This is a genomic window from Bacillus cereus group sp. N11, assembly GCF_016483605.1.
GTDB classification, from domain to species: domain Bacteria; phylum Bacillota; class Bacilli; order Bacillales; family Bacillaceae_G; genus Bacillus_A; species Bacillus_A toyonensis.
In genome coordinates this window covers 17,506-43,500 of record NZ_JAEHBN010000008.1, presented here as the reverse complement: position 1 = coordinate 43,500, position 25,995 = coordinate 17,506, and the positions used below count along the sequence as shown (strand labels likewise).

Here is a 25,995-nt window from a genome sequence, read left to right as displayed (position 1 = left end):
CAGAATTTATTGAAAATTTAGTTAATTTAAAATATAATCCAAGTATGAACTTGTCATAAAGGGGGAAGGAAACATGGAAACGAGGCAACAATGGGGAACGAGGGCTGGATTTATTTTCGCAGCGGTCGGCTCAGCCGTTGGATTAGGAAACATATGGCGTTTTCCTTATACAGCGTATGAAAATGGAGGAGGTGCATTCTTTTTACCGTACTTATTTGCATTATTAACGACTGGTATTTCATTGCTAGCATTCGAATTCGCTCTTGGGCATCGTCATCGTGGTTCTGCACCACTTACATTCTTCCGTATTCATCCACGTGCTGAATTTATTGGATGGTGGCAAATGTGTGTAACGTTTATCGTTTCAACATATTATGCAGTAATTATCGCTTGGTCTATTTCGTATACGTATTTTGCAATTACTGGAGCGTGGGGGAAAGACACGCAATCATTTTTATTTAAAGAATATTTACATGTTGCAGATAAACCAGGGCAATTTGGGGGGCTTGTGCCAGAAGTATTAATTCCGTTAGCTCTCGTTTGGATTATTGTGCTTGGCGTTGCATTCAAAGGCGTTAAAAAAGGAATCGAAGTTGTTAACCGCATTTTTATTCCTTTATTAGTTGTTATGTTTTTAATTATCGTTGTTCGTGCAGTGACGATGGAAGGTGCGATGCAAGGGTTAGATGCATTCTTTAAACCAGACTGGAGTCGTATTTTTGATGGGAAAGTATGGCTTGCTGCTTATGGACAAATTTTCTTTAGTTTATCTCTAGCATTCGGAATTATGATTACGTATTCTAGTTATTTACCGAAAAACTCAGATACAACAAATAATGCTTTTATTACAGGGTTTGCAAATTCAGGATTTGAATTATTAGCCGGAATTGGAGTTTTTGCTGCTCTTGGATTTATGGCAAATAACATGGGGGTACCAGTTGATAAAGTTGCGAGTGCTGGCGTAGGGCTTGCGTTTGTAGTATTCCCACAAATTATTAATGAATTACCGATGTCACCGTTATTTGGAGTATTATTTTTCTTATCGTTAACTGTTGCTGGAATTACATCACTCATTTCACTTGCGGAAGTATGCTTTGCGGCTGTATCTGAAAAATTTAGTTTGAGTCGTCAAAAGACGATTGGAATTATGGGAACACTTCTCGTGTTAGTTTCTCTTGTTTTTGCAACACGTGGTGGGCTTATGTTTCTAGATGTTGTTGATTATTTCGCTAATAATTTTGGATTAATTACAATTGCACTAGCTGAAGTGGTTACGATAGGTCTTATCTTGCGCCGTCTACCTATTTACCAAAATCATGCTAACTTTGTATCTGATATAAAATTAGGAACGTTTTGGAGAGTTAGTTTACTCGTTATTACTCCACTCATGTTAGGGTATATGTTAATTGATGGTGTAATCCAAAATATTAAAAAGAACTACGGAGATTATCCGACGGAATTTGTTGTAACATATGGTTGGTCGATAGCGGCAGCATTCCTTCTAGTCGCACTAGTCATTGGTTTGAAAAAATGGAATGCACAAATACATTCAGATTCTGCCCAGCTTGAAAAAGAATGGAAAGATCGAGGTGTTTCATGATGAGTGGATCAGCGATTATGATGATGGTTATTGGTATCGTAGTCATTTGGGGAGGACTTGCATTAAGTATCGCAAATTTATTTAAGAAAAAGGCATAAGCTAAAAACATCTGTACTGAAACGGTACAGATGTTTTTTTATGAAAAAATTGTATTAGAAAAAAATTCAATAACCATACTACAACTACGAGGAAGAGTGAAGGGGTGAATGAAAATTGGAAGGAACGATTTATATTAAAATGCGCAATCGTTTAAAAATTTCTCCTGCGTATGAAATAAAGCTGAGTGATGTCGCTCAACTTGCAGGAGATTCTTTTGTAGTTGAGTCTTTACAAAATGAAATAGTTTACAACGTAACAGCACATGATAAGACGCATGTTGTAATTGATGTTATGAAAGTAATTGAAATTATTCAACAAAAAGCATCTCATGTACAAATTAATTTACTAGGTTCTGGACAAACTCTTGTTGAAATTATATATGAAAAAAAGAAAGTGCCCCCAATTTTCTTTGGGCTTGTATGGTTGTTGTTGTTCATTGGGGCGGCCCTTGCGATCATTTATTTCCATGAGGATGTAAGTATGCAACAAGTACACCAGCGGTTATATTACATGATTACTGGAGAGTTTAAGGAGCAACCACTATTATTTCAAGTTCCCTATTCAGTAGGTCTTGGATTAGGTATGGTTTTATTTTTTAATCATGTATTTCAAAAGCGAATTAATGAAGAGCCGAGTCCGTTAGAAGTTGAGATGTTTCAATATCAACAGTCGCTTGATCAATATGTAATTGTTAATGAAAACAAGGATAACACGAAACAGCTTGCCGATGATTGAATGTGGGTTTGTTATATTAATTGGTTTAGCTGGCGGGATTGCAGTAGGTAGCGGATATGTTGCCTTTTTGGCTGTACTTGGTATAATCCCTCGTTTAGCTCAATTAACGAGAAGTGGAAAGCATATTCAATATTTTGAGTGGGCTGTCATTGCGGGAACTTTAACTGGGGCTTGGTGTAGTTTGAAAAACATTACATTTCAAACATCGCAATATTGGCTTGTAATATTAGGTTTATTTTGTGGTACATTCATTGGAATGCTTGCTGCGGCATTAACGGAAGTATTAAATGTTTTACCTATTTTAGCGAAACGAGTCGGGGTAGAGGGGAAAATTGTTGTTTTACTCGTTGCTCTTGTACTTGGCAAAGTAATAGGCTCATTGTTTCACTGGATTTATTTCGTAAAGTAGGAGGCAATATATAAATGACAAACCGAAAACTGAAAGATGATTACATAAATAAAGTGAAGGAGTACCATCCAAAGCCAAACTATTTACTAAATTGTGTGAAGGCATTTCTTGTAGGTGGGCTCATTTGTACAGTCGGAGAAATATTGATGAAATTTTATATACATTATTTTCACTTTAGTGAACAAGAGGCAGGAAATCCGACAGTTGCAACTCTTGTTTTATTGTCGGCGATTTTAACAGGATGTGGTGTATATGATAAAATCGGTCAATTTGCTGGAGCAGGATCGGCAGTACCAGTTACAGGATTTGCAAATTCTATGGCGAGCGCTGCGCTAGAACATAAGAGTGAGGGGATTGTTCTAGGGATTGCTACAAACATGTTTAAGCTTGCAGGAAGTGTTATCGTGTTTGGCGTTGTTGGAGCATATATTATCGGATTAATAAGATATACTTTTAAAATTTTTATGTCTTAAAGGAGGGGCGAGTATGAGGTTGACAGGAAAACAAACGTGGGTATTTCAAAATGATATTTACGTAAATGCAACGGGTACTGCTGTCGGTCCGAAAGAAGCTGAAGGCCCTCTTGGAAAATATTTTGATATTTCATATAATGACTTGCATTGTGGAGAGGAAAACTGGGAACTTGCTGAACGAAAATTAATGTCAGACTCAATGCAACAAGCAGTGCAAAAAGGGAATATAAAAACATCACAAATTGATTTCTTTTTAGCGGGCGATTTATTAAATCAAACAGTGACAGCGAATTATGTTGCGCGTCAGTGGGGGATTCCTTTTTTAGGAATGTTTAGCGCTTGTGCGACGTCAATGGAAACTTTAGCAGTTGGATCAGCATTTATAGACGGTGGATTTGCGAATCGTGTCTTAGCTACGGTGAGTAGTCATAATGCAACGGCTGAAAGGCAATTTCGTTATCCAACAGAGTATGGGGGACAAAAGCCAGAAACCGCAAATTCAACTGTTACAGGTGCAGGGTCCATATTAATTAGCAAAGAAAAAAGTGCAATTAAAATTACGGCAGCTACGATTGGAAAAGTGCAAGATTTAGGAATTATGAACCCTTTAGATATGGGATCGGCAATGGCACCAGCTGCTGCTCATACAATCCAACAGCATTTTGAAGATTTAGGAAGAAGCGCAGCTGATTATGATTTGATTGTTACTGGTGATTTATCGGCTGTTGGGACACCAATTGCAAAACAACTTTTACTTGAGGAAGGTTATGACCTTGGGCATATATACAATGATTGTGGATTAATGATTTATGATTCAAATCAAGAAGAAGTGTTTGCAGGTGGCAGTGGTTGTGCTTGTTCCGCTGTTGTCACATACGGCCACTTATTACGTGAAATGCAAAAAGGGCATTTACAACGCATTTTTGTCGTTGCAACGGGGGCTTTATTGAGCCCAATGATGATGCAACAAAAGGAAACGATTCCAACAATTGCGCATGGTGTTGTGTTTGAAAGAGTTAAAGGAGAGTGAATTGTGGATTTTGTATATGCATTTCTTGTAGGAGGAGCGATTTGTGTAATTGGACAAGTATTGTTAGATTTTGCAAAGTTAACACCGGCCCATTTAATGGCAAGTTTTGTAGTTGTCGGAGCCATTTTAGACGGATTCGGATTGTATGATAAGCTTATAAAATTTGCAGGTGCTGGAGCAACAGTCCCTATTACAAGTTTTGGACATTCACTATTACACGGAGCAATGCATGCGGCGGAAAAACATGGGTATTTAGGAATTGGTATCGGCATGTTTAGTTTAACGTCTGCGGGCATTTCCGCAGCTATATTATTTTCATTTTTTGTAGCACTTATATGTAAACCGAAAGGATAAATCAAATGAGACGAAGGGTTGTTTTGGTAACAGATGGAGATGAATATGCAAAGCGGACAATTGAGCTGTTAACAAAGGAATTTGGGGGCAGGTGTATTTCAGCATCGCAAAGTAATCCAACCAAATTGACAGGGAAGAAAGTTGTTGAGCTTATTATGCAAACGCCATATGACCCTGTATTTGTCATGTTTGATGACAGTGGATTTATTGGAGAAGGATCTGGTGAAAAGGCTTTAAAATATGTAGCCACACATAAACAAATTGATGTACTTGGTATTTTAGCGGTAGCATCTAATACACATCATTGGGAATGGGCGCGTGTAGATGTAAGCGTAGATCGGAATGGGAATTTAACAGAATACGGTGTTGATAAATTTGGACTTCCAGATGGTGAAATTGGCAGGATTAGTGGGGATACGATTTATTGTTTAGATGATTTGAATGTTCCAGTCATTGTGGGGGTCGGTGATATTGGCAAGATGTGTGGAAATGATGAATGGGAGCGAGGATCACCTATTACTAGAAAAGCAATTCAATTAATTTTGGAAAGGAGTGGGTTTTATGACGAAGCCTAAAAAAGTGAATATCCCGATTTCGTCTTTTTTAAGTGATAATGAAAATTACTTAAAGCAAACTGTTGGATTGGGTGTCACATATGATGTTGGTATTCGTAAATTTCAAATTTTAAACAAAGAAATTGGTGTGTTATTTGTAAATGGACTTTGTGATACGAATTATATTATCCCTATTTTAGAAGAAGCGGTGGATACAAATGAAATAAGGGATGTAGAAGAAGATACAGTAAAGCTTTTAGAGAATCGTTTAATTCATCAACAAGTAAGTAAAGTAAAAACGATGGATGAAGTAATGCTCCAAGTATTATCAGGGCTTATTGTTATATTTGTGGAAGGTGAAACGGAAGCTTTTGCAATTGATGTTCGTAGTTATCCGGGGCGGACACCGACAGAACCAGATACAGAAAAGGTAGTACGTGGTGCAAGGGATGGTTTTGTTGAAAATATTGTTGTAAATACAGCGTTAATCCGTAGAAGGATCCGCGACCCACGTCTTCGAAATGAAATGGTTCGAGTAGGGGATAGATCACAAACCGATATTTGTATTACATATGTACAAGATGTTGCAAATCCAGATTTAGTGAAGATTATAAAACAAGAATTAAATAATATTGAAGTAGATGGGATTACGATGGCGGATAAAACGGTGGAAGAATTTGTAGTCAAACAAGGTTATAATCCATTCCCGCTTATTCGCTACACAGAAAGGCCAGATGTAGCAGCGAACCATTTGTTAGAAGGACATGTGTTAGTACTTGTTGATACATCACCAAGTGCTATGATCACTCCAACAACATATTTCCACCATTTACAGCATGCAGAAGAATTTAGACAAAATCCAGCTGTAGGTACATTTTTACGTTGGGTACGTTTTTTAGGTGTTATTTTCTCGTTATTTTTATTACCATTTTGGTTAGTATTTGTATTTGATCCAACTCTTTTGCCACCGAATCTTGCTTTTATTGGACCGACTAAGATGACGCATTTACCAATTTTATTACAAGTGTTAATGGCAGAGGTCGGACTTGAGTTTTTAAGAATGGCTGCCATTCACACTCCGACGTCGTTATCGTCTGCGGCGGGGTTAATTTCTGCTATATTAATTGGTCAAATTGCCATTGATGTAGGGTTGTTTGTACCAGAAGTTATTTTATATGTAGCTGTTTCGATGATTGGGGCATATGCAACACCGAGCTATGAATTAGGACTAGGAAATAAGGTTGGGAAATTGTTTGTAATTATTTTAACAGGTCTCTTCCATGAGATAGGGTTTGTAATTGGAATGACGATATTGATTTTATTTTTAACGTCTATAAAAAGTTTACAAACACCGTATTTATGGCCGTTTCTACCATTTGATTGGGGCGCGTTAACGAAAATTTTACTCCGACCAACTATGTCTAGTTTAAAAGTGCGTCCTAGTATTGTGCGACCTCAAAATGTAAGAAGACAAAAATAAACGGGATTATGCTCCCGTTTATTTTTTTATTGAAAATTTATTTTTTTTTAACAAAAACCAAACATTTTTTGTGTACACTTAGAGTAGATATTGTGTATGAAAGGGGAAGAGGACATGATTAAATTATTTGTAAGTGATTTAGATGACACGCTCGTTTATAATGTGAATGATATGCAAAAAGAAGATGAACGTGCACTTTGTTGGCTAGCTGAAAAAGGGACAAATATTTGTTTTGCCTCTGGCCGCTTTACTCACCGAATTGATGAAGTCGTAAAAAAGTTTTCATTCCCGTATTACACAACAGGTTTAAATGGGGCGACAATGTTACTGCCGGACGGTAAAATATTTCATGAATCAAGTTTTGAAGATAGTGTTGCCCAGGAAATATATCGATATATACATAACAAAGGACTAGCAGATATTGTTTGTGCAAATGAGCAGCGATATACAAAAAGAAAAAATGAAAATCATCATACTTTTGAAGAGTATATGGGGGTACATATTGCTGAAATAGAAGCGTTAGAAGAAGAATTTGGTAAGACTGTACATCCAGCGAAATTATTTGTATTTGGAGAAGAAGAGAAAATTGTAGCATTAGATCAAGAGTTACGAAATACGTTTCACAGTGAAGCGGAAGTTTTTATATCAGGTAAACGTTATGTTGATATTATGCCAAGGGGTGTAAGTAAGGGGAGTGCTTTAAGGCGACTAATGGAACATTTAAAAATTGAAGCAAATGAAGTTGCCTGCATTGGAGATTCTTTTAATGACATTTCAATGTTTGAAGTAACCCCGCATTCATTTACTCTTCATCATGCTCATCCATATGTGAAGGAGAAAGCAAATCATGTTGTTCGTTCGGTTGAAGAAGCTGTTATGAAATTACCGTTACTTGTATAAAAAAGAAGCTCGTCACTGACGAGCTTCTTTTTACTTGAATAAAGATTTAACAAAATCAATGATACTTGAGAAGAAATCTTTAACTTTATCTAGGAAACTTTGCCCTTCTTCAGACCCTAAAAAGGCAGAAACGTGTTCTTTTGCTTTATTTAACTGACTGCCAACTTGATTCCAATCGATATTAAGATTTTTCATTTTATCAAATAACGCTACTAAGTTATCCAACTGTTCATCCGTTAATGTAATGCCGAGTTGATCAGCAATTTTTTTAATTAATGAACGTAAATCTTCCGTTGTTTTTGGCTGCTCTTTTGCAATCTCTTCTTTAATTTTTGCAACAAGTTGAACTGCTTTTTCTTCACCAATTTTATCGCCGAGCTGGGCCGTTTGCACCATTTCTTCATTGGCTACTTTTTTTACTTCCTCAGGAATTGCTTTGTTCGATGTTGTTTCATAGGCCTTCATTAAACCTGTTAAAGCAGCAGTTCCTGAAACTTTAAATGGTGCAGTAATTTGAATCTCTGCATCTTTCACACCTGCTGTAATAAGTGCGTTTGTGTACATTGCATCTGTTATTGAATTAATGTTTTTTGAACGTACAATGAGACCAGATCCTGGCTTTGTGTATGTAATCATAGAAGAGGAAATTGCTCGCGTACCAATTTGTGCTTTTGGAACAATTCCTTCTAGAAATTTATGTTCTTCCGCATTAGACACAGTAATAATTGTAGCATCTTTCGGTGCTTTCATTTCTTTTAACAGATCTTGTTTTTGTTGTTCAGATAAGTTTTCTCCTAGTGTAACAATTGATTCTCCCTCAATGATGTCTGCAAATGAAGCTGTTGGCATCATAAATACCGTTACAGCTAATAGCAGAGCTAGTAATTTCGTTTTCACGAAAAATCGCTCCCTTTCTCTTTCTAAAATTTTCGGGCAACACAGTTATTATAGTATATATTTCTTATTTGTCACCTAGCTTTGTCCACATTTCGAAAAAGAAGTATGTAGATTGTCGGATTCTTTTTTGTTTCTAGTCATGAATGTGGTAATATAGTGCTGAGATACTTGAAAGGAGACATATACATATGAAAACTTTAGGATACATATTAATGGAAAATGGTGAAAAAATCGAATTGGAATTTTTCCCAGAAGAAGCACCGAAAACAGTAGAAAACTTTAAAAAATTAGCAGAGCAAGGATTTTATGATGGTGTGACATTCCACCGCGTTATTCCTGGCTTCGTAAGCCAAGGTGGAGACCCAACAGGAACAGGTGCAGGTGGCCCAGGTTACTCTATCCCATGTGAGACTGATGGAAATCCTCATAGACACCTTGTAGGATCACTTTCTATGGCACATGCTGGCCGTAACACAGGTGGTAGCCAATTCTTTGTTGTTCATGAGCCACAACCGCATTTAGATGGCGTACATACTGTATTTGGTAAAGCGACAAGCGGTATTGAAACAGTATTAAACATGCGTCAAGGCGATGTAATGAAAGAAGTTAAAGTTTGGGAAGAGTAAGTTATGGAAAAAGGGAGCTTTTGCTCTCTTTTTTATTTTTTAAATAGGAATGAGTATTTTCTTTACAGTACATGATACAAACTGTATTGTAATTGTTGCTAAAATATATGACTTATGAGAACAAACTTTTAACAAATTACATAGAATACACTAGATTATATGTTTCAATAAACATTTTTTATTATATTAATTTTGCTAGAATTAAGTTGCTCTATGGTGACTAATAATGAAGCGGTAATGAGTAGCGGATGTTACTTTTAACTATCATATAGCATTGTCTTTTTTTTAAATCTACTTAGAAAGAAATAGTACTGAAACATATATTTGACTTTCTTCTTTTCGCTTTGTATGATTATCAAGTTGTTTTAGGCTCTTCTCACTCTGTTGAAAATATTGTAAAATGAATGTGATATGAAAAGAGTGATTGAGGGAATTCATAGTTTGTAACTTTTGTAAGAAGGGATAAGGGTTATGTTAATTCGTTTTAAAAAAAGTTATGAAAAAATTGCAATGGGGCTTCTTTCGTTTATGCCAACTGAAAAAGATGTGAAAACATTACAATTGACAATGAAAGAGTATGAAGCGAAAGAGGATTGGCAATTGTATTTGTGGAAGCAAAATGAAGATTTTGTTGGAATAATGGGGATTGTAAAAAAAGAGAATCAAGTATTAGAAATTCAGCATTTGAGTGTGAACCCGTCTCATCGTCATATGGGAATTGGGACGATGATGGTTCAAGAGTTAAAGAGCAAATTTCTTGAGTTTACAATTTGCGGAAATGAGCAAACAGCAAGTTTTTGCGAAAAGTGTAAAGGGCTTGAACAAAATATACATTCATGAAAGCAGGGATAAGTAGTTTATTATCTCTGCTTTCTTTTTTGTAATTGTTCTTTGCGTTCAGTGATGACTTCTGTTCGATCACGTAATGTGTGCTTGTGTAGGATATATTCACTAGGAGTAGCGTTCATATCTTTCCACGGAAGGTTTTGTTTCTGACATAACTGCATACATTTCTTTTCCAATGATGTGTCCGATAATGGTAAAAATAACGGTACAAAACTTTCTTTTTTTTGTATAGATTGCACTCTTTCATTGAGTAAGGGTAGAAGTTGCGCTTGATTGATTCCTAAACGTTGTAAAAGTGCACTGTTTTTTTCTAAAATTGTGATTGCACTTTTCATCATCTTTGTGGCGCCATTCCAGTTAGTGCGTCTTTGGTGGTATAAAGAAACTGCCACTTGAATGAGACCGACTAAGTAATCATCACGATTTCCTCTCGGTTTGGTTTTCCAATACTCTTCCAATATTTCGTGACATTCAAAATAGTCATAGTCTCCGTGAAAATGAATTAAAAATTGTATGTATTCGGTAGGATACATATTTTTCGCCCCTATCTAACGGTTATAAATACAAGTGTATCATAGAAATATGAACAATAAACGACTAGGGGATTTTCCCTAGTCGTTTATTGTTCATGTTAGCAGAAGCAAGCTGCCCCTACAATAATTAGTAAAATAAACAGTACAACAAGTAATGCGAACCCACCGCTAAAACCGCAATCAACGTGACCCATAGTTTTTTGACCTCCTACATTGTTCTTACTACACTGTTATCATATGAAGCTGTGGGCATGATGACATAGGCATAGGTCTATTTTTAATTAAATTTCTTAAAAAGGTTGGATAGAACATGAGTATGCTCTATACTTATGTTGTTATAGAAAAAATGTGGTGGGATGCTTTGTGCAGTATAATTTTAAAGTAGAGGCTTTTGAAGGGCCTTTAGATCTATTGTTACATTTAATACATCGTTATGAAATTGATATATATAATATTCCTGTAGCGGATATTACAGAACAATATTTGTCTTATGTCCATACGATGAAAGAACTACAATTAGATGTTGCAAGTGAGTATTTAGTAATGGCTGCAACGTTATTGCAAATTAAAAGTAAAATGTTGTTGCCGAAACATGAAGAAGATGTACTTGATAATGGTGATGACTTTATAGATGACCCTCGTCAAGAATTGATGGAGAGGTTAATTGAATATAAGAAATATAAGCAAGTTGCTACTGAGTTAAAAGAAAGAGAACAAGAAAGAGCACAGCTATATACACGTCCGCCAATTGATTTTGCATCGTTGCAACAAGAAGAGGAGACAAGCTTACCTCTTGATGTTACGTTATATGATATGCTAGCGGCATTTCAAAAATTAATGCGCCGTAAAAAAGCAAAGAAACCTGTAACAGCACGAGTTACTCGTCAAGAAATACCAATTGAACAACGAATGGCTGATATTCTAAAACAGTTAGAAATAAAAGGTGGCCGTCAAAGTTTTTATGATTTGTTTGCTGATGAAGAACGTGAAATAATGGTTGTAACATTTTTAGCGGTTCTTGAGCTTATGAAAAAACAACAAATTAGCATAGAACAAGAACATAATTTTGATGAAATTTTTGTATCGAGTTCTAATAAATCCGCATAGAGCTTGTATGGGAAATGGGATAGAGAAACAGTTTATCTCATGTTACGTTTTAATGAATCGTTTGGAACAAGAAAAGAAATATTGAACCGAACGCATTGATTGTGATTCGGTTTTTTGATGTGTATTTTTAATGAGAAAATAGGAGGAAGGAGCTCGGGCAATGGATAGAAAAGAACAAAAATCAATCATTGAAGGGCTTTTGTTTGTTTCTGGTGATGAAGGGATTTATCCAGAACAAATAGCGAAAGTTCTTGAAATTGAAGTGAATGAAGTAATAGATATTTTAGAAGAAATGCAAAAAGAATATGAAGGTGCACATCGCGGTTTGCAAATTGTACAATATGCAAAAGTATATCGCTTTGCTACAAAGAAAGAACATGCTTCGTACTATCAGAAATTAATAGATATCCCAACAGCTGCCTCACTCTCTCAAGCTGCTCTTGAAACGTTAGCGATCGTTGCATATCGTCAACCGATTACAAGGACAGAAATGGAAGAGATTCGAGGGGTAAAAACGGACAAGGCACTACAAACGTTAGTTTCACACTTACTTATAAAAGAAACTGGCCGAGCAGAAGGTCCAGGGCGTCCTATTTTATATGGAACGACAAAAGAATTTTTGGACACATTTGGATTGAAAACATTAGATGATTTACCGCTACTTTCTGAAGAGAGTGAACAAATGAATGAAGCAGATTTATTCTTCGGTTCTTTACAAGAAATATCAAAATAAAAGCTTAGCATTTTGCTAAGCTTTTTTTGTATATCAATTATATCCCGTGCCATACTAAGTGAAAAAAAGGAGACGAGTTATGAAGGGTATACGAAGTATTTTGTTGTTAATTTCTGTTTTATTATGTTTTTCTTTAAATAGTACCTCAGCTAAAAGATATATGATGTCTATTCATGCTACGTCTCCTTTACATATGCAGCGGCAACATCTTAGTAAAATGCAAGTGAACTTTTTAAAAGTTGGACAAGGTGATGCAACACTTATTGTATTGCCAAATGGACAAACAATGTTAATTGATGGAGGACCTTATGAAGCAGGAGAGGTTATTATTCAAAAACTAATCGAAAAAGGGATAAACCATTTAGATGTTATTGTCAGTACGCATCCTGATATGGATCATATTGGTGGACTAATTCCGATTGTAGAGCAAATGCCGGTCTCACTTATACTAGATAGTGGAAAAACATATAGCTCTTTTACATATCATACGTATCGAAATAATATTAAGAAAAGGGGAATACCTTTTGTTTCAGTAAAGGAAGGACAATATATACCGCTAGATCCACATGTTTCTATACAGGTATTAAACAATGGGAAATCGAAAGATGAAAATAATGAATCCTCAATTGTTTTAAAGGTTCGATATGGAAAGGCTGACTTTTTATTGATGGGCGATGCTGATGTACGGACGGAACATGAGATATTAAAGCAATTTGATGTACATGCAGATATATTAAAAGTTGGGCATCATGGCTCATATACTTCAACAAGTGAAACGTTTATAAAAAAAGTAGAACCACAGTTCGCTATTCTTTCGTATGGGAGTAGCAATCCGTATGGCCATCCTCACCAAAGTGTAGTAAGGAGATTGAAACGGCACGGTATAATGATATATGGAACAAATAAACGCACTGTAGAAGTGAATACAGATGGGGAACATATTATGATAGGGTCTAGTGGATTCATGCCATTATTGAAGTAATTCATACATTAGAGATGGAGACCGTCCCTTTTTGGAAAAAATGAATAACATATATTATAATTACGAGAGACGTAATTATAATATATGTTTCGTTAAACAAAATGGAAATTTTATTAGAATGTATAGACAACTACTCGTGCGTATATTAAGATGGAATTAGGCGAATAAGGTAATAAGAACAAGTAGGAAAGTTCATGGGAAAGGGTCGATGAAAATGAAAACGCAAATTGTCATCAATGCCAAAATTTACACAGGTCAAGAAGTAGTGGAAAACGGATTTATTCGTTACGCAGAAACAATTAAAGAAATTGGTTTGATGGCTCAATATGTACCACAAGAAGATGAAACTGTTATTGATGCTACAGGGAAGATTGTAATTCCAGGTATGATTGATGTTCATATTCATGGTGGATACGATATTGATGCGATGGATGCAAATAGCGATGGATTAGTAACTCTAGGTAAAGAAATGTTAAAAGAAGGGGTTACAACTTACTTCCCGACAACAATGACACAAGCTCCAGAAGCGATAGAAGCGGCACTAAGTGCTGCAAAGGAAGCGAAAGAAAAAGGAGCACATTTCGAATATATTCATTTAGAAGGACCGTATGTTTCAAAAAAACGTGCAGGTGCACAACCACTAGAACATATCGTTCCTGCGAATATTGAACAGTTTAAACAATGGCAGGAAGCAAGCGGTAATTTAATTAAGTTAGTAACATATGCACCAGAGGAAGAAGGGGCATTAGAGTTTGAACAGTATCTTGCTGAAACTGGTGTTGTTGGCACAATGGGGCATACAGATGCAATTGATGCGCAACTAAAAAATAGAAACATTACACATGCAACACATTTGTACAATCAAATGCGTGGATTACATCACCGTGAACCAGGAGTTGTTGGTCATGTGTTATTAAATCCAGATGTAATGGTTGAAGTAATTACAGATGGCATTCATATTCACCCTGATATGGTGAAATTAGCATATAAATTAAAAGGACCGAAAAAAGTAAGTGTCATTACTGACGCAATGCGAGCAAAAGGTCTTGAAGATGGATTATATGAACTTGGCGGACAGCCAGTACATGTAAAAGATGGTAGTGCTCGATTAGAAGATGGAACGTTAGCTGGTAGTATTCTAAAAATGGATCAAGCTTTCCGAAATGTAATTGAATTTACAGGATGTTCAATCGAAGACGCAGTACGTATGACATCAGTTAACCAGGCAGAAGAGTTTGGATTAAATAATAAAGGTGCGTTAGCGGTAGGGAAAGATGCAGACTTTGTTGTGATGACTGAAAATTTACATGTATATGATACCGTTCGTTTAGGAATTCATATGAAGGAAGGGAAGTAATTAAATGAATATTCTTGTTGTAAAAACTCCAGAAGAATTAGCAGAAGCAGGTTATAAATTAATTGAAGAAGTTGTAAAATCAAAAGAAAATCCAACATTAGGAATGGCTACAGGAAGCTCTCCGTTAGGTATTTATGCAGAAATGCGAAAAAATAAACTTGATACAAGTCATGCAACCACTGTAAACTTAGATGAGTACGTAAATTTACCACACGAAGATAAAAACAGCTATCACTATTTCATGCAAGAACAGTTGTTTGATTATCTTCCATTTAAACAAACTTATGTACCAAACGGGATGGCAAGTGATTTAGAGGAAGAGTGCACACGTTACGAGAGCATTCTAGCTGCTAACCCAGTTGACCTACAGATTCTTGGAATCGGTGAAAACGGTCACATCGGATTTAACGAGCCAGGAACAGCATTTAATTCTCCAACTAACATTGTTGAATTAACAGAATCTACACGCCAAGCAAACCTTCGTTTCTTCGAAAAAGAAGAAGATGTGCCAACTCATGCGATTACAATGGGAATTGGAAGCATTATGAAAGCAAAACAAATTCTACTTGTTGCTATGGGGCCTAAAAAGGCAGAAGCACTTAAAGAGTTATTGCAAGGTGAATATAGTGAAGCGTGTCCTGCTACAGTTTTACAACGTCATCCGAATGTAACCGTAATCGCTGATCAAGAAGCTCTATCTTTATGCAGTGAGGCGATTGCTGATGAACATCGACAAGTATTCACCATTTCCGATCTATTATCAGATTCAAGAGTGGGTGAAACAGCTAATTGAGGACGGCGAATGGAAGCCGGGAGACAAAATCCCATCTGAGAATGAACTTTGTGATAAGTTCGAAGTGAGTCGTATGACAATCAGACAGGCGATTAATAATTTAGTGGAACAAGGCTATTTATATCGGAAACGTGGAATTGGAACGTTTGTCCAACTTCCGAAAGTGGAACAAAAATTGCAAGGAATGACGGGATTCACAGAAGATATGATTTCTCGCGGGATGAACCCAAGTAGTCAATTACTTAGTTTCCGCCTAGTTCCAGCTACTGCGAAAATAGCAGACCGGTTGAGAATACAGGAGGGGGAGTCGGTTTATGAAGTGAGGCGTATTCGCTTAGCAGATGATGAACCGATTGCTTTTGAGACGACATATTTGTCGCCAGCTCTTGTAAAAGATATTAACGAAGAAATATTGCAACAATCTTTATATGAACATTTAGAGAAAAAACTGGGCTTTAAGCTTGTTAGCGCTACTCAATCAATTGAAGCTTCCATTGCAACGGATAATGAAGCTGAACATCTGCATATTCCTAAAAAGGCGCCTGTGCTTGTAATGCGCCAATGGTCATATTCAGAAGGTGAGATACCGTTAGAGTATGTGAAATGTATTTATCGTGGGGATCGTTATAAATTTATTACAAACATCGCACGTAACAAATAATATATTTCAGTTTGTAAAGTACAGTAAATTTTAAAGTGTTTAACATGTAAAGAAATAAAAATACGACTCATCCTTATAAGGAGTGAGTCGTATTTTTATTATGAGTAATTACGTGGTTAACAGCATCTTTAACCGTATTTACTACATAGTGAGCGTGCTCTTTTACTGCGTCATCTGCTTGAGACATAGCAAAACTGTGAGGAGTTAAAGAGAACATTGGAATATCATTATAAGAATCCCCTATGCAAGCAATTTCCTCTGGTTGTATTTGAAATTCTTTTAATAAAATAGAAATAGCAGAACCTTTACTAATATTAGGTGGCATTACATCTAAACATTGTTCTGCTGAAATGAAGGTGCTAACTTTCCCATGAAATTTTTCATCAATTTTTTTCTGAAGGAGTTGTAAGCTTTCCTTCGTTCCACCGACAGAAATTTTATTTGGAAAAATTGTATCATCAATTTTCTGTAATAGATTAGGTTCTTCAACAGAAGTCATCGTTACTTGTTGTTCAAGTTCATGAATAAACGGTGTTTTTTCTTCAATGTAGTAGCTATGTTCATCACTTACATAACGGAAATAAGGGTCTTCATTTGTCATAGCTAACAAATCTGGAAGAATGCTGGAATCGAAAGTTGCAGATAATAGCTTCTTATTTTCATGTGTATATACAAAAACACCATTTACACTAATGCGATGGAAATTTGTATTAACCGCTCTCATTAAGTCTGCAATTTCATTATCAAGTCTTCCAGAAGCGAAACAAAGAATTACATTTTGTTCAGCTAAGCTGCGCAAAGCGATAATATCTTGTTCGTCGATAAAACCTCCGTGTTGCATCATTGTTCCATCAATATCACTTACAAACATTTTAATCATGTTGCAATCTCCTTTCTATGTACAGTTGCCCTTACATTATACGCATCCTATACAAACATGTCTAAAAAATGAATTTTTATTAAATGGTAGATGTTTTACATTGACGACAAAGAAGAATATTCTGTAACATAAAAGCAGGCTATTTAAGTACGAGGGTGGTGTTATATGAGTAATTATCTAGAAATTAAAAAAGTTTTAAATAATAATGTCATCATTGCTAGCCATCCTGAACACGAGGAAGTAGTAGTGATTGGTAAAGGAATTGGATTTGGAAAAAAAGCGAAAGATGTATTGGAGCAAGAACAAATTGAAAAAATGTTTGTTTTAAAAAATGAACGTGATCGAGAACAATACAAACTGTTAGTGCCGCATGTGAGTGAAAAATTAATTGAATTAATGAATGACATTATGTTCTACATTCAAGAAAAGGCAAAATCGCCATTAAATGAACATATTCACATCGCTTTAACAGATCATATTTCTTTTGCAGTTAAGCGGTTAAAACAAGGACTTACAATAGATAATCCTTTTCTGGTTGAAACGAAAATGCTGTATCCAGAAGAATACGAAATTGCTGAAGGTGTTGTAGACCTTTTAAATTCTCGTTTGCAAATTACATTGCCAGAAGGAGAAATTGGTTTTATTGCACTCCATATTTACAGTTCACTTACAAATTCAGATTTATCTTCAGTTAATCAAAACTCCCGTCTCATTGCACAACTTGTATCTTTAATTGAAACAAGCTTACAAATTACATTAGACCAAGAAAGTATTCACTATTTGCGCCTTATTCGTCATTTACAATATGCTATTGAACGGGTGAAAAAGGGAGAAAAAGTTGAGGAATCACAAAGCTTTGCTGATTTATTAAAGGCAGAATATCCCGTCTGTTATAATTTAGCCTGGAAGCTGGTTAAGGTCATGCAAAAAGAATTGCAATTGCCTGTATATGAAGCTGAAAGTATTTATTTAACAATGCACTTGCAACGATTAGTGAAAGCGGAGCATGTGTAAAAAGACATATATTTTTGTCTAAAATGAAAACGTTAAAAAAAATCATTGAATCGCTTACAATAGTTATGTATAATAACTATTGCAAAGTTATACAAATTTCGACAAACACATTAAGGTAAGTAACGAAAACGTTTGCCTTAATTATAGTGAACTTATACGTAAACCTATTTTTGACACGTGTTACTGATTCGATCAGGCATGAGTGGAGAAAAGCCAGGAATGTAAGCTAGAGAAAGGGATATACTACCCTTTGTATAGCTATCGTTCTATCTTTTTTTCCTCATGCCTTTTTGGCGTTTGTCGGAAGGTATCAATATAGATAAGAGAGGAAGGGTTTCCATGTTTAAGAAGATCTTTGGTGTTCTTCAAAAAGTCGGGAAAGCGTTAATGCTTCCAGTAGCGATTTTACCGGCAGCAGGTATTTTACTTGGATTTGGTAATGCATTTCAAAATCCACAGTTAACAAATGTTATTCCTGCTTTAAAAGCAGATTGGTTCGTAATGGTTGCAAAAATTATGGAACAATCTGGTGATATTATTTTCGCTAACCTTGCATTATTATTCGCAGTTGGGGTAGCAATTGGTTTAGCAGGTGGAGACGGAGTAGCTGGTTTAGCAGCATTCGTTGGCTACCTAATTATGAACAAAACGATGAGTGTGTTCTTAGAAGTAGATAAGTTAGTAAAAGTAACAAGTTCTGGAGCAGACCCAGTGAAAATTGGATTTGCAGATCCAGCATATGCGAATGTATTAGGAATTCCAACGCTACAAACAGGAGTATTTGGTGGTATTATCGTCGGTATAGTAGCGGCATATTGCTATAATAAATACTTCAATATTGAATTACCTTCATACCTAGGTTTCTTTGCAGGTAAGCGTTTCGTACCGATCGCAACTGCAACATTCTCTTTAGTAGTAGGTATTATCATGTGCTTCATTTGGCCATACATTCAAGGTGGCTTAAATACGTTCTCACATCAAATGATTGATGCGAATAGAACGTTAGCAGCATTCATTTTTGGTTTAATTGAACGTTCATTAATTCCATTTGGATTACATCACATTTTCTATTCACCGTTCTGGTTCGAATTTGGTCAGTACACAAATGCGGCTGGCGAATTAATCCGCGGTGACCAAAAAATCTTTATGGCACAGTTAAAAGATGGTGTAGAATTAACAGCAGGTACATTTACAACTGGTAAGTATCCGTTCATGATGTTCGGTCTTCCAGCAGCAGCTTTAGCAATGTACCATGAAGCACGTCCAGAAAATAAAAAATTAGCAGCTGGTATTTTAGGTTCTGCTGCATTAACATCTTTCTTAACAGGTATTACAGAACCACTTGAATTTTCATTCTTATTCGTAGCACCAGTATTATTCGGAATTCACGCTGTATTTGCTGGTCTATCATTTATGACAATGCAAATTTTAGGTGTTAAAATTGGTATGACATTCTCTGGTGGTTTAATCGACTTTATGTTATTCGGTGTATTACCAGGCCGTACAGCATGGTGGTGGGTAATTATTGTTGGTCTTGTACTAGCAGTTATTTACTACTTCGGATTCCGCTTTGCAATCCGTAAATGGAATTTAAAAACACCTGGTCGTGAAGTAGCAAATGCGAATGACGGCGCAGGAAAAACAGAAGCAGGTGAACTTCCTCGAGAAGTATTAGTAGCACTTGGTGGTAAAGAAAACATTGCTTCTTTAGATGCTTGTATTACTCGTTTACGTGTTCAAGTTAACGAACAAAAGAATGTAAACAAAGACCGCTTAAAAGAACTTGGAGCGGCTGGTGTACTTGAAGTTGGAAATAACATTCAAGCTATTTTTGGACCAAAATCTGACACATTAAAATCACAAATTCATGATATTATGTCAGGTCGTACACCTCATGTTGAAAAAGAAGAGCCTGTAAAGGTAGAAGAAACTCCTCAAAAAGTTGATGAAAATGAAACAATCGTATCACCAATTGAAGGGAAAATCTTACCGATTACAGAAGTACCTGATCAAGTATTCTCAGGAAAAATGATGGGAGACGGATTTGCAATCGAGCCAACAGAAGGAACAGTAGTTTCTCCAGTTAATGGTGAGATCGTCAATGTATTCCCTACAAAGCATGCGATTGGTATTCAATCTGAGGGTGGAAAAGAGATATTAATTCACTTTGGTATTGATACTGTAAAATTAAATGGTGAAGGATTTGAGGCACTTGTAGCGCAAGGCGACAAAGTGAAACAAGGACAACCATTATTAAAAGTAGATCTTGCATTCGTAAAAGAAAATGCACCATCTATTATTACGCCAATTGTATTTACAAATTTACAACAAGGGCAACAAGTCGAATTGAAAAAAGGTGGAAATGTTAAGAAGGGCGAAAACGCTATTATTGACATTCAGTAGGAATTTGACGCAAAATGTTTATAATTATAATAGGCGATGTGGTTGACCGAACATCGCCTATTATATACAATAGATGATGTAGTACTCACGTCTATACAACTAAAAAAAACTGTAATTTAAAGGAGATAAATTATCATGGAAAAAATCTTTAAAGTAACAAGCGACTCAGGAATTCATGCACGTCCAGCAACTCTACTTGTAAACACTGCAAGCAAATTTGGTTCTGACATTAACTTAGAGTATAACGGAAAAAACGTTAACTTAAAATCAATCATGGGCGTTATGTCTTTAGGCATTCAACAAAACGCAGAAATTAAAATCACTGCAAATGGTGATGATGCAGCTCAAGCACTAGCAGCTATCGAAGAAACTATGAAAAACGAAGGATTAGGAGAATAATGACTCTTAATATTCAAGGGATCGCTGCATCAAGTGGGATTGCTATTGCAAAGGCTTTCAGACTTGAGAATCCTGAATTTAACATTGAAAAGAAATCAATTACAAACGAAGCTGCTGAAATTGCACGCTTAGACGCTGCGCTTGAGAAAGCAAAAACTGAATTAGAAGCAATTAAGGACCACGCTTTTGCTGAGCTGGGTGCTGATAAAGCTGCGATCTTTGAAGCACATTTATTAGTATTAAATGATCCAGAACTAGTAAACCCGGTAAAAGATAAAGTAAATAGCGAAAAAGTAAATGCTGAATTTGCAATGGATGAAGTTGCATCAATGTTTATTTCTATGTTTGAAAACATGGATAACGAATATATGAAAGAACGTGCTGCGGACATTCGTGACGTAACAAAACGCGTTCTTGCACATTTACTAGGAATTAACTTCTCAAACCCTGGTACAATTTCTGAAGAAGTAATCATTATTGCTGAAGATTTAACACCATCTGATACAGCTCAGTTAAACCGTAAGTATGCAAAAGGTTTCACGACTGATATCGGTGGACGTACATCTCACTCTGCAATTATGGCTCGTTCTATGGAAATTCCTGCAGTTGTTGGTACGAAAGTTGTTATGGAGAAAATCCAAAATGGCGATATCGTAATCATTGACGGTTTAGATGGAGAAGTAATTGTAAACCCATCGGAAGAAACTCTTCGTTCTTTTGAAGAAAAGAAAGCGAAATTTGAAGAGCAAAAAGCAATATGGGCAAAATTAAAAGACCAAGCTACTGTAACGAGCGATGGACATCACGTTGAGCTTGTTGCTAATATCGGAACACCAAATGATGTACAAGGTATTATCGATAATGGCGGAGAAGGCGTTGGTTTATACCGTACAGAATTTTTATACATGGGCCGTGACAATCTTCCAACAGAAGAAGAGCAGTTCGAGGCGTATAAAGCAGTTCTTGAAGGTGTAAAAGAAGGTCAACCTGTTGTTGTTCGTACACTTGACATCGGTGGAGATAAAGAGCTTCCATACTTACATTTACCAAAAGAAATGAACCCATTCTTAGGATACCGTGCAATTCGCTTATGTCTTGATGAGCAAGATGTGTTCCGTACACAACTTCGTGCATTACTTCGTGCTAGCGTATACGGTAACTTAAAAATTATGTTCCCAATGATTGCAACTCTTGATGAGTTCCGTCAAGCGAAAGCGATTTTATTAGAAGAGAAAGCAAAGCTTGTAGAAGCGGGTACAACTGTTTCTGATTCTATTGAAGTGGGTATGATGGTTGAAATTCCAGCTTCAGCAGTATTAGCAGATCAATTCGCAAAAGAAGTTGATTTCTTCTCTATCGGAACAAATGACTTAATCCAATACACAATGGCTGCAGACCGTATGAACGAACGTGTAGCTTACTTATATCAACCATATAACCCATCTATTTTACGTCTTGTAAAAATGGTTATCGATGCTGCTCATAAAGAGGGCAAATGGGCTGGTATGTGTGGTGAGATGGCGGGAGATTCACTTGCCATCCCATTATTATTAGGATTAGGCTTAGATGAGTTCAGTATGAGTGCAACATCTATCCTTCCTGCAAGAACACAACTAAGCAAGTTGTCAAAAGCAGAAATGGAAACATTAGCAGAAAAAGCATTAACAATGTCAACTGCTGAAGAAGTTGTTGAATTAGTTAAAAGCATATAATCAATAAAAAAACCTGAGTCGATTTGAAATCGGTCTCAGGTTTTTTCTATGAGAAAAGTAAATCTTATTTGCTTACTATCGAGGATAAGAGACAGAATTAGATAGCGATTGCAACGATATCAGTTGGGCATACACGTAAAATACCAGTAAAAGTATTTCGATTTTGATTGTTCTTATCGTCTTTATTGTTATCTTTGTCGTCTTTGTTATTACGAGCTAAAGCAGAGAAAAGAGCAACACCGTTAGCGAAACCTTCAAAAATTACATTGTTGAAAGTACCATTACCTCTAATGCTTAAAAGAGAAAGCTCTGTTCCAACTGAAATGCTAGCAAGTACGTTACATACAGCTGGTTGTTGTGGTTTTACCTCTCTCTCTTTCTCACGATGGTCGCGATGGTCACACTCTCTTTCACGATGATGACAGTCTCTAAAGTTATCACAGCATCCAAATGATCCAAACATAATCCTCATCACCCCCTTCACACTTATAATCTATGTAAGTTCGGTAGTTAGTGACTGGACAGAGCGTGGAATTTTTTCTAGGGTATTTTCTCATTTTAAAAGACTAGCTGGGTGTTTAGTACGGAATGATGTTTAAAATAGGGGAAATATCACAAAAAAGTGTAAAGACCACCAAAATGAATGAAATAGGTAGGCTTTACACTTTTTTACTTTTATATAAAACAATGATATATACTGGGAGAGCTAAGAGTAATGGTGCAATGGATCGTGCAGTATGTTTTTCTGCGTCTAATTGGAACGCTTCTTCTTTTGGGAATTGTAACACTGATATGTTTGCAGCATCGCCAATAAAATATAGAAGTAGTACAGTTACTATGTAACTTAAAAGTGCGATAAAGCTTCCGTATGAACTCAATGAAAATCCCTCTCTTGTTATCTATTTGTTATCATTGTATCATAATTGTAACAAAAATACACGGTTATATTTCGATACTTTAACAAATTTCGACACAAAACGTCATATTTGTTTATGGAATTAACATAAACTGTACTGTTTATCTATCTGTAGATATCCAATAACACATTGTAATATTACGGATGTGTGACAGAGTATAAAAAAACGAAGGTAATGAAATTACCTTCGTTTTTACTATTTTGCCCATTCACTCACTTGCTCTACGCTCATTCGTGGTGCAGGGTGGCCTTTTAAAGTTGATTCACCAATTGTAATAAGCATAATTGGTACGTATCGAGATGAAACATTGAATTCTTCTGTAAGTGCTTGTGGATTGAAACCACCGATAGCGCAAGTGTCCCAGCCAGTTGCTTTAGCTGCAAGCATAAGTTGCATTGCTGCTAAAGATGCATTTGAAAAAGCAGCATCTCTTGGAAATTGTTCACGAGTATATGCAGATTCAATATTTTTAGCTAAACGCTCTTTTGCTTCTTCTTTCATAAAGCCTTGTTCAACAATTGGACCATAAACGGGTGCAACATTTTTATAAGCTTCTAAATCACCTAAAACAGCGACTACTGCAGAAGCATCGAGAATTTGTTGTTGGTTATAAGCAATTGGATGTAATCGTTTTTGTACATCTTCTCCTTGGAAAACAAGGAATTTCCAGTGCTGTAGGTTCCAAGCAGAAGGTGCTTGTGCAGCTGCTTTTAAAATTTCATGTAATTCTGTCGATGAAATTTCTTTGTCTGGGTTGAATGCACGTGTAGACGTGCGTTCATATAGAACGTTAAAAAAGTTATCGTTTGTCATTATATATCCTCCAAATTACATATCAAATTATTTAAAAATAAATGTAATATCTTCTACTTACATTTTGTAAGTTGTCGAGTTTAAGAATATAATATCTTTATTTTAATTGTCAAGTTTTAAAGAGTAAGCTAGGGCATTCATACAAACGATACAATTCCTATAATCATACACTAAAAAAGGAATTTATAGTGTGAAAAAGCGAAGATTACATTCTCAATTAGCTTGTTGCTATGTATCCCTCACGCATTAAAGTTTTTGGGAATAGCTATTTATAAAACGTTTGTGAGGAATTCTGTAGAACAAGATATATGAAGTGAGTGAAGACTAGTGATGAACATACTACATTTTTTATTAGAGAATACGGTTTTCCAAAATGTACTACAAGATCTTAAGTTAAATGTCCTTTATATAGAAAATGGATGCACACATCAACAAACGATTGAAAATATTCATCCCAAATGCATGTTTATAGCAAATAGTTTTGAAGAAGGAGAACTATTGTTTCATAAGACTAAACCGCATATTGTAATTATGTATGTAACAGATTTTTCTCAAATAAAATATATAAAGAATATGTATAATCCACATAGTACATTCATTGTCATTTGGGATCAACAAATAACAAATGAGTTTACAGAGGTGCTTACGTTAGGAATACGTAATATTGTGATAGCACCAGTAACTCCACAAGTAGTTTTAGAAGAAGTAAATAAAAGTTTGTATCAACTTTCTTTAGTGCGGCAAGTAAGTTTGCAACAAGAACTACTGCAGATGATGTTTGATTTTCACAATGATCTATTATTTATAGTAGAAGATGATGAGATTGTTGATTGTAATACGAATTTTTTAGAGTTTTTTGGATATGAAAATTTGTTTGATTATCGTGAGCAACATTTAGTGTTTGCCGAACATTTTATTAGAGAAAATGGATATTATTCGACGACTCATGATATAACATGGTTAGATGATACATTATCATATGATAGAAGAATTAAGATGTCTAATTATGAAGGAATTGTATCAACTTTTTTATTACGTGCGACGCCGTTACCAGAAGATTTATCGAGATTTATTGTAAAGTGTACAGAGATTACAGAATTAGATGAAATCTATCAAGAACAAGAAAGACTTGCCATGATAGATTCATTGACAGAGATTTATAATCGTTTGAAGTTCCAACAAATATTAGAGGTAGAGTGGGATAATGTAATACGTAACGATGAAAAAATGGCAATTATATTATTTGATATAGATAATTTTAAAACAGTAAATGACACATATGGTCATGATTTTGGAGACTTAGCATTAATACAACTTGCAGAACTTATGAAGTCTAAAGTAGAGCAACAACATGTATTTGCAAGATGGGGAGGAGAAGAATTTATTATATTAGTGACAAATACAGTAGAAAAAGAAGCATTTCAAGTTGCAGAATCATTGCGCTTTTTTATTGAAACAAAACAATTCTCTGGAATTTCGAAATTAACAGCGAGTTTTGGAGTAGCGTTATATGAGAAAGGAATTACAAGAGAAGAATTAATGCAGCGAGCGGACATTGCATTATATGAAGCGAAAAAAAATGGGAAAAATCAGGTATGTATATATAGAAAAGAAAAAATGTGATTTTTCGCAACTAATTGTTGCGATTTTTTTTTATTGCCTGATAATAGTAGTAGGGAGACCATATG

The 25,995-nt window shown here is 35.6% G+C and carries 30 protein-coding genes; 23 read left to right on the top strand and 7 right to left on the bottom strand.

The window, feature by feature from the left end; genetic code table 11:
• Positions 1 to 73 precede the first annotated feature (73 nt).
• The 10 genes from JDS98_RS14640 (at position 74) to JDS98_RS14595 (ending at position 7,634) form a co-directional block, all read left to right on the top strand.
• Positions 74 to 1,600, top strand: coding sequence for a sodium-dependent transporter (locus tag JDS98_RS14640; RefSeq protein WP_000450075.1), 1,527 nt, complete (start codon positions 74 to 76; stop codon positions 1,598 to 1,600).
• Complete coding sequence (locus JDS98_RS14635) at positions 1,597 to 1,698, top strand: methionine/alanine import family NSS transporter small subunit (RefSeq protein ID WP_002093318.1); 102 nt, start codon at positions 1,597 to 1,599, stop codon at positions 1,696 to 1,698. The genes JDS98_RS14640 and JDS98_RS14635 overlap by 4 nt, the downstream gene beginning before the upstream one ends.
• Before the next feature lie 115 nt (positions 1,699 to 1,813).
• Entirely contained in the window at positions 1,814 to 2,434 is a 621-nt protein-coding gene (locus tag JDS98_RS14630; RefSeq protein ID WP_000399262.1) for a stage V sporulation protein AA, read from the top strand.
• Positions 2,427 to 2,843: a stage V sporulation protein SpoVAB gene (gene spoVAB / locus JDS98_RS14625; RefSeq protein ID WP_000568664.1), complete on the top strand. Its 417-nt coding sequence runs from the start codon at positions 2,427 to 2,429 to the stop codon at positions 2,841 to 2,843. The genes JDS98_RS14630 and spoVAB overlap by 8 nt, the downstream gene beginning before the upstream one ends.
• Before the next feature lie 14 nt (positions 2,844 to 2,857).
• On the top strand, positions 2,858 to 3,316 hold the full coding sequence (spoVAC, locus tag JDS98_RS14620; RefSeq protein WP_000184907.1) for a stage V sporulation protein AC: 459 nt from the start codon (positions 2,858 to 2,860) through the stop codon (positions 3,314 to 3,316).
• A 13-nt stretch (positions 3,317 to 3,329) separates the two neighbouring features.
• On the top strand, positions 3,330 to 4,346 hold the full coding sequence (gene spoVAD / locus JDS98_RS14615; RefSeq protein ID WP_199633999.1) for a stage V sporulation protein AD: 1,017 nt from the start codon (positions 3,330 to 3,332) through the stop codon (positions 4,344 to 4,346).
• Between the two features lie 3 nt (positions 4,347 to 4,349).
• Positions 4,350 to 4,700, top strand: coding sequence for a stage V sporulation protein AE (spoVAE, locus tag JDS98_RS14610; RefSeq protein ID WP_000348322.1), 351 nt, complete (start codon positions 4,350 to 4,352; stop codon positions 4,698 to 4,700).
• Between the two features lie 5 nt (positions 4,701 to 4,705).
• Entirely contained in the window at positions 4,706 to 5,275 is a 570-nt protein-coding gene (gene spoVAEA, locus JDS98_RS14605) for a stage V sporulation protein SpoVABEA (RefSeq protein ID WP_001254416.1), read from the top strand.
• Entirely contained in the window at positions 5,262 to 6,734 is a 1,473-nt protein-coding gene (spoVAF, locus tag JDS98_RS14600) for a spore germination protein SpoVAF (protein ID WP_000165603.1), read from the top strand. The genes spoVAEA and spoVAF overlap by 14 nt, the downstream gene beginning before the upstream one ends.
• Positions 6,735 to 6,830: 96 nt before the next feature.
• Complete coding sequence (locus JDS98_RS14595) at positions 6,831 to 7,634, top strand: Cof-type HAD-IIB family hydrolase (protein WP_002059967.1); 804 nt, start codon at positions 6,831 to 6,833, stop codon at positions 7,632 to 7,634.
• Between the two features lie 30 nt (positions 7,635 to 7,664).
• Here JDS98_RS14595 and JDS98_RS14590 read toward each other — a convergent pair whose 3' ends face one another.
• On the bottom strand, positions 7,665 to 8,531 hold the full coding sequence (locus JDS98_RS14590; RefSeq protein ID WP_000850510.1) for a DUF1002 domain-containing protein: 867 nt from the start codon (positions 8,529 to 8,531) through the stop codon (positions 7,665 to 7,667).
• A 188-nt stretch (positions 8,532 to 8,719) separates the two neighbouring features.
• Here JDS98_RS14590 and JDS98_RS14585 point away from each other — a divergent pair, with 188 nt between their 5' ends.
• On the top strand, positions 8,720 to 9,157 hold the full coding sequence (locus tag JDS98_RS14585; RefSeq protein WP_000853789.1) for a peptidylprolyl isomerase: 438 nt from the start codon (positions 8,720 to 8,722) through the stop codon (positions 9,155 to 9,157).
• A 471-nt stretch (positions 9,158 to 9,628) separates the two neighbouring features.
• Complete coding sequence (gene ribT / locus JDS98_RS14580) at positions 9,629 to 9,997, top strand: GNAT family N-acetyltransferase RibT (protein WP_000908405.1); 369 nt, start codon at positions 9,629 to 9,631, stop codon at positions 9,995 to 9,997.
• A 20-nt stretch (positions 9,998 to 10,017) separates the two neighbouring features.
• Here ribT and JDS98_RS14575 read toward each other — a convergent pair whose 3' ends face one another.
• On the bottom strand, positions 10,018 to 10,536 hold the full coding sequence (locus JDS98_RS14575) for a DUF309 domain-containing protein (RefSeq protein ID WP_000283583.1): 519 nt from the start codon (positions 10,534 to 10,536) through the stop codon (positions 10,018 to 10,020).
• A gap of 98 nt (positions 10,537 to 10,634) precedes the next feature.
• On the bottom strand, positions 10,635 to 10,730 hold the full coding sequence (locus JDS98_RS14570; RefSeq protein ID WP_000510194.1) for a YjcZ family sporulation protein: 96 nt from the start codon (positions 10,728 to 10,730) through the stop codon (positions 10,635 to 10,637).
• Positions 10,731 to 10,899: 169 nt separating this feature from the next.
• On the opposite strand from JDS98_RS14570, the gene scpA reads away from it, so the two are divergent.
• The 6 genes from scpA (at position 10,900) to phnF (ending at position 16,169) form a co-directional block, all read left to right on the top strand.
• Positions 10,900 to 11,643: a segregation/condensation protein A gene (gene scpA, locus JDS98_RS14565; protein ID WP_016109056.1), complete on the top strand. Its 744-nt coding sequence runs from the start codon at positions 10,900 to 10,902 to the stop codon at positions 11,641 to 11,643.
• Between the two features lie 160 nt (positions 11,644 to 11,803).
• Positions 11,804 to 12,376, top strand: coding sequence for a segregation/condensation protein ScpB (gene scpB / locus JDS98_RS14560; RefSeq protein ID WP_000375175.1), 573 nt, complete (start codon positions 11,804 to 11,806; stop codon positions 12,374 to 12,376).
• A gap of 79 nt (positions 12,377 to 12,455) precedes the next feature.
• Positions 12,456 to 13,358: a ComEC/Rec2 family competence protein gene (locus JDS98_RS14555; RefSeq protein WP_000676376.1), complete on the top strand. Its 903-nt coding sequence runs from the start codon at positions 12,456 to 12,458 to the stop codon at positions 13,356 to 13,358.
• A 214-nt stretch (positions 13,359 to 13,572) separates the two neighbouring features.
• Positions 13,573 to 14,715, top strand: a complete 1,143-nt coding sequence (gene nagA / locus JDS98_RS14550) for an N-acetylglucosamine-6-phosphate deacetylase (protein ID WP_000856952.1) — start codon at positions 13,573 to 13,575, stop codon at positions 14,713 to 14,715.
• Between the two features lie 4 nt (positions 14,716 to 14,719).
• Positions 14,720 to 15,508, top strand: coding sequence for a glucosamine-6-phosphate deaminase (gene nagB / locus JDS98_RS14545; protein ID WP_001024199.1), 789 nt, complete (start codon positions 14,720 to 14,722; stop codon positions 15,506 to 15,508).
• The gene (gene phnF / locus JDS98_RS14540) at positions 15,438 to 16,169 is read left to right on the top strand and encodes a phosphonate metabolism transcriptional regulator PhnF (RefSeq protein WP_073990542.1); all 732 of its coding nucleotides are present in this window, start codon (positions 15,438 to 15,440) and stop codon (positions 16,167 to 16,169) included. The genes nagB and phnF overlap by 71 nt, the downstream gene beginning before the upstream one ends.
• Positions 16,170 to 16,242: 73 nt before the next feature.
• Here the strand turns inward: phnF and JDS98_RS14535 are convergent, their stop codons facing one another.
• Positions 16,243 to 17,049, bottom strand: coding sequence for a Cof-type HAD-IIB family hydrolase (locus JDS98_RS14535; protein ID WP_000594219.1), 807 nt, complete (start codon positions 17,047 to 17,049; stop codon positions 16,243 to 16,245).
• Positions 17,050 to 17,214: 165 nt separating this feature from the next.
• On the opposite strand from JDS98_RS14535, the gene glcT reads away from it, so the two are divergent.
• The 4 genes from glcT to ptsP all read left to right on the top strand — a co-directional run bounded on the left by glcT (position 17,215) and on the right by ptsP (position 22,577).
• A complete protein-coding gene (gene glcT, locus JDS98_RS14530) occupies positions 17,215 to 18,063 on the top strand; it encodes a glucose PTS transporter transcription antiterminator GlcT (RefSeq protein WP_000073868.1) in 849 nt (282 codons plus the stop codon).
• A 339-nt stretch (positions 18,064 to 18,402) separates the two neighbouring features.
• Positions 18,403 to 20,466 (top strand): PTS glucose transporter subunit IIABC, encoded by a 2,064-nt coding sequence (gene ptsG / locus JDS98_RS14525; protein ID WP_097958031.1) that lies wholly within the window; start codon positions 18,403 to 18,405, stop codon positions 20,464 to 20,466.
• A 135-nt stretch (positions 20,467 to 20,601) separates the two neighbouring features.
• On the top strand, positions 20,602 to 20,865 hold the full coding sequence (ptsH, locus tag JDS98_RS14520; RefSeq protein WP_000411080.1) for a phosphocarrier protein HPr: 264 nt from the start codon (positions 20,602 to 20,604) through the stop codon (positions 20,863 to 20,865).
• Entirely contained in the window at positions 20,865 to 22,577 is a 1,713-nt protein-coding gene (gene ptsP, locus JDS98_RS14515) for a phosphoenolpyruvate--protein phosphotransferase (RefSeq protein ID WP_000174209.1), read from the top strand. The genes ptsH and ptsP overlap by 1 nt, the downstream gene beginning before the upstream one ends.
• A 97-nt stretch (positions 22,578 to 22,674) precedes the next feature.
• Here the strand turns inward: ptsP and JDS98_RS14510 are convergent, their stop codons facing one another.
• The 3 genes from JDS98_RS14510 to JDS98_RS14500 form a co-directional block, all read right to left on the bottom strand.
• Positions 22,675 to 23,040 (bottom strand): DUF3915 domain-containing protein, encoded by a 366-nt coding sequence (locus JDS98_RS14510; protein ID WP_000468033.1) that lies wholly within the window; start codon positions 23,038 to 23,040, stop codon positions 22,675 to 22,677.
• 196 nt (positions 23,041 to 23,236) lie between these two features.
• The gene (locus JDS98_RS14505; RefSeq protein ID WP_000100489.1) at positions 23,237 to 23,455 is read right to left on the bottom strand and encodes a hypothetical protein; all 219 of its coding nucleotides are present in this window, start codon (positions 23,453 to 23,455) and stop codon (positions 23,237 to 23,239) included.
• Between the two features lie 234 nt (positions 23,456 to 23,689).
• Complete coding sequence (locus JDS98_RS14500) at positions 23,690 to 24,307, bottom strand: nitroreductase family protein (RefSeq protein ID WP_000180373.1); 618 nt, start codon at positions 24,305 to 24,307, stop codon at positions 23,690 to 23,692.
• A 330-nt stretch (positions 24,308 to 24,637) separates the two neighbouring features.
• On the opposite strand from JDS98_RS14500, the gene JDS98_RS14495 reads away from it, so the two are divergent.
• Positions 24,638 to 25,930, top strand: coding sequence for a GGDEF domain-containing protein (locus JDS98_RS14495; protein WP_001023176.1), 1,293 nt, complete (start codon positions 24,638 to 24,640; stop codon positions 25,928 to 25,930).
• Positions 25,931 to 25,995 lie beyond the last annotated feature (65 nt).

What these genes read in the sequence shown, in the direction of transcription:
- JDS98_RS14640 (WP_000450075.1), top strand. Translation starts at nt 74, where the DNA reads ATGGAAACGAGGCAACAATGGGGAACGAGGGCTGGATTTATTTTCGCA.
- spoVAD (WP_199633999.1), top strand. Translation starts at nt 3,330, where the DNA reads ATGAGGTTGACAGGAAAACAAACGTGGGTATTTCAAAATGATATTTAC.
- JDS98_RS14635 (WP_002093318.1), top strand. Translation starts at nt 1,597, where the DNA reads ATGATGAGTGGATCAGCGATTATGATGATGGTTATTGGTATCGTAGTC.
- ptsH (WP_000411080.1), top strand. Translation starts at nt 20,602, where the DNA reads ATGGAAAAAATCTTTAAAGTAACAAGCGACTCAGGAATTCATGCACGT.
- JDS98_RS14595 (WP_002059967.1), top strand. Translation starts at nt 6,831, where the DNA reads ATGAAAGGGGAAGAGGACATGATTAAATTATTTGTAAGTGATTTAGAT.
- nagB (WP_001024199.1), top strand. Translation starts at nt 14,720, where the DNA reads ATGAATATTCTTGTTGTAAAAACTCCAGAAGAATTAGCAGAAGCAGGT.
- ptsG (WP_097958031.1), top strand. Translation starts at nt 18,403, where the DNA reads ATGTTTAAGAAGATCTTTGGTGTTCTTCAAAAAGTCGGGAAAGCGTTA.
- spoVAB (WP_000568664.1), top strand. Translation starts at nt 2,427, where the DNA reads ATGATTGAATGTGGGTTTGTTATATTAATTGGTTTAGCTGGCGGGATT.
- scpB (WP_000375175.1), top strand. Translation starts at nt 11,804, where the DNA reads ATGGATAGAAAAGAACAAAAATCAATCATTGAAGGGCTTTTGTTTGTT.
- ptsP (WP_000174209.1), top strand. Translation starts at nt 20,865, where the DNA reads ATGACTCTTAATATTCAAGGGATCGCTGCATCAAGTGGGATTGCTATT.
- JDS98_RS14555 (WP_000676376.1), top strand. Translation starts at nt 12,456, where the DNA reads ATGAAGGGTATACGAAGTATTTTGTTGTTAATTTCTGTTTTATTATGT.
- JDS98_RS14510 (WP_000468033.1), bottom strand. Translation starts at nt 23,040, where the DNA reads ATGTTTGGATCATTTGGATGCTGTGATAACTTTAGAGACTGTCATCAT.
- JDS98_RS14500 (WP_000180373.1), bottom strand. Translation starts at nt 24,307, where the DNA reads ATGACAAACGATAACTTTTTTAACGTTCTATATGAACGCACGTCTACA.
- spoVAEA (WP_001254416.1), top strand. Translation starts at nt 4,706, where the DNA reads ATGAGACGAAGGGTTGTTTTGGTAACAGATGGAGATGAATATGCAAAG.
- spoVAC (WP_000184907.1), top strand. Translation starts at nt 2,858, where the DNA reads ATGACAAACCGAAAACTGAAAGATGATTACATAAATAAAGTGAAGGAG.
- glcT (WP_000073868.1), top strand. Translation starts at nt 17,215, where the DNA reads ATGAGTAATTATCTAGAAATTAAAAAAGTTTTAAATAATAATGTCATC.
- phnF (WP_073990542.1), top strand. Translation starts at nt 15,438, where the DNA reads ATGAACATCGACAAGTATTCACCATTTCCGATCTATTATCAGATTCAA.
- ribT (WP_000908405.1), top strand. Translation starts at nt 9,629, where the DNA reads ATGTTAATTCGTTTTAAAAAAAGTTATGAAAAAATTGCAATGGGGCTT.
- JDS98_RS14570 (WP_000510194.1), bottom strand. Translation starts at nt 10,730, where the DNA reads ATGGGTCACGTTGATTGCGGTTTTAGCGGTGGGTTCGCATTACTTGTT.
- nagA (WP_000856952.1), top strand. Translation starts at nt 13,573, where the DNA reads ATGAAAACGCAAATTGTCATCAATGCCAAAATTTACACAGGTCAAGAA.
- JDS98_RS14495 (WP_001023176.1), top strand. Translation starts at nt 24,638, where the DNA reads ATGAACATACTACATTTTTTATTAGAGAATACGGTTTTCCAAAATGTA.
- JDS98_RS14585 (WP_000853789.1), top strand. Translation starts at nt 8,720, where the DNA reads ATGAAAACTTTAGGATACATATTAATGGAAAATGGTGAAAAAATCGAA.
- spoVAF (WP_000165603.1), top strand. Translation starts at nt 5,262, where the DNA reads ATGACGAAGCCTAAAAAAGTGAATATCCCGATTTCGTCTTTTTTAAGT.
- JDS98_RS14535 (WP_000594219.1), bottom strand. Translation starts at nt 17,049, where the DNA reads ATGATTAAAATGTTTGTAAGTGATATTGATGGAACAATGATGCAACAC.
- JDS98_RS14575 (WP_000283583.1), bottom strand. Translation starts at nt 10,536, where the DNA reads ATGTATCCTACCGAATACATACAATTTTTAATTCATTTTCACGGAGAC.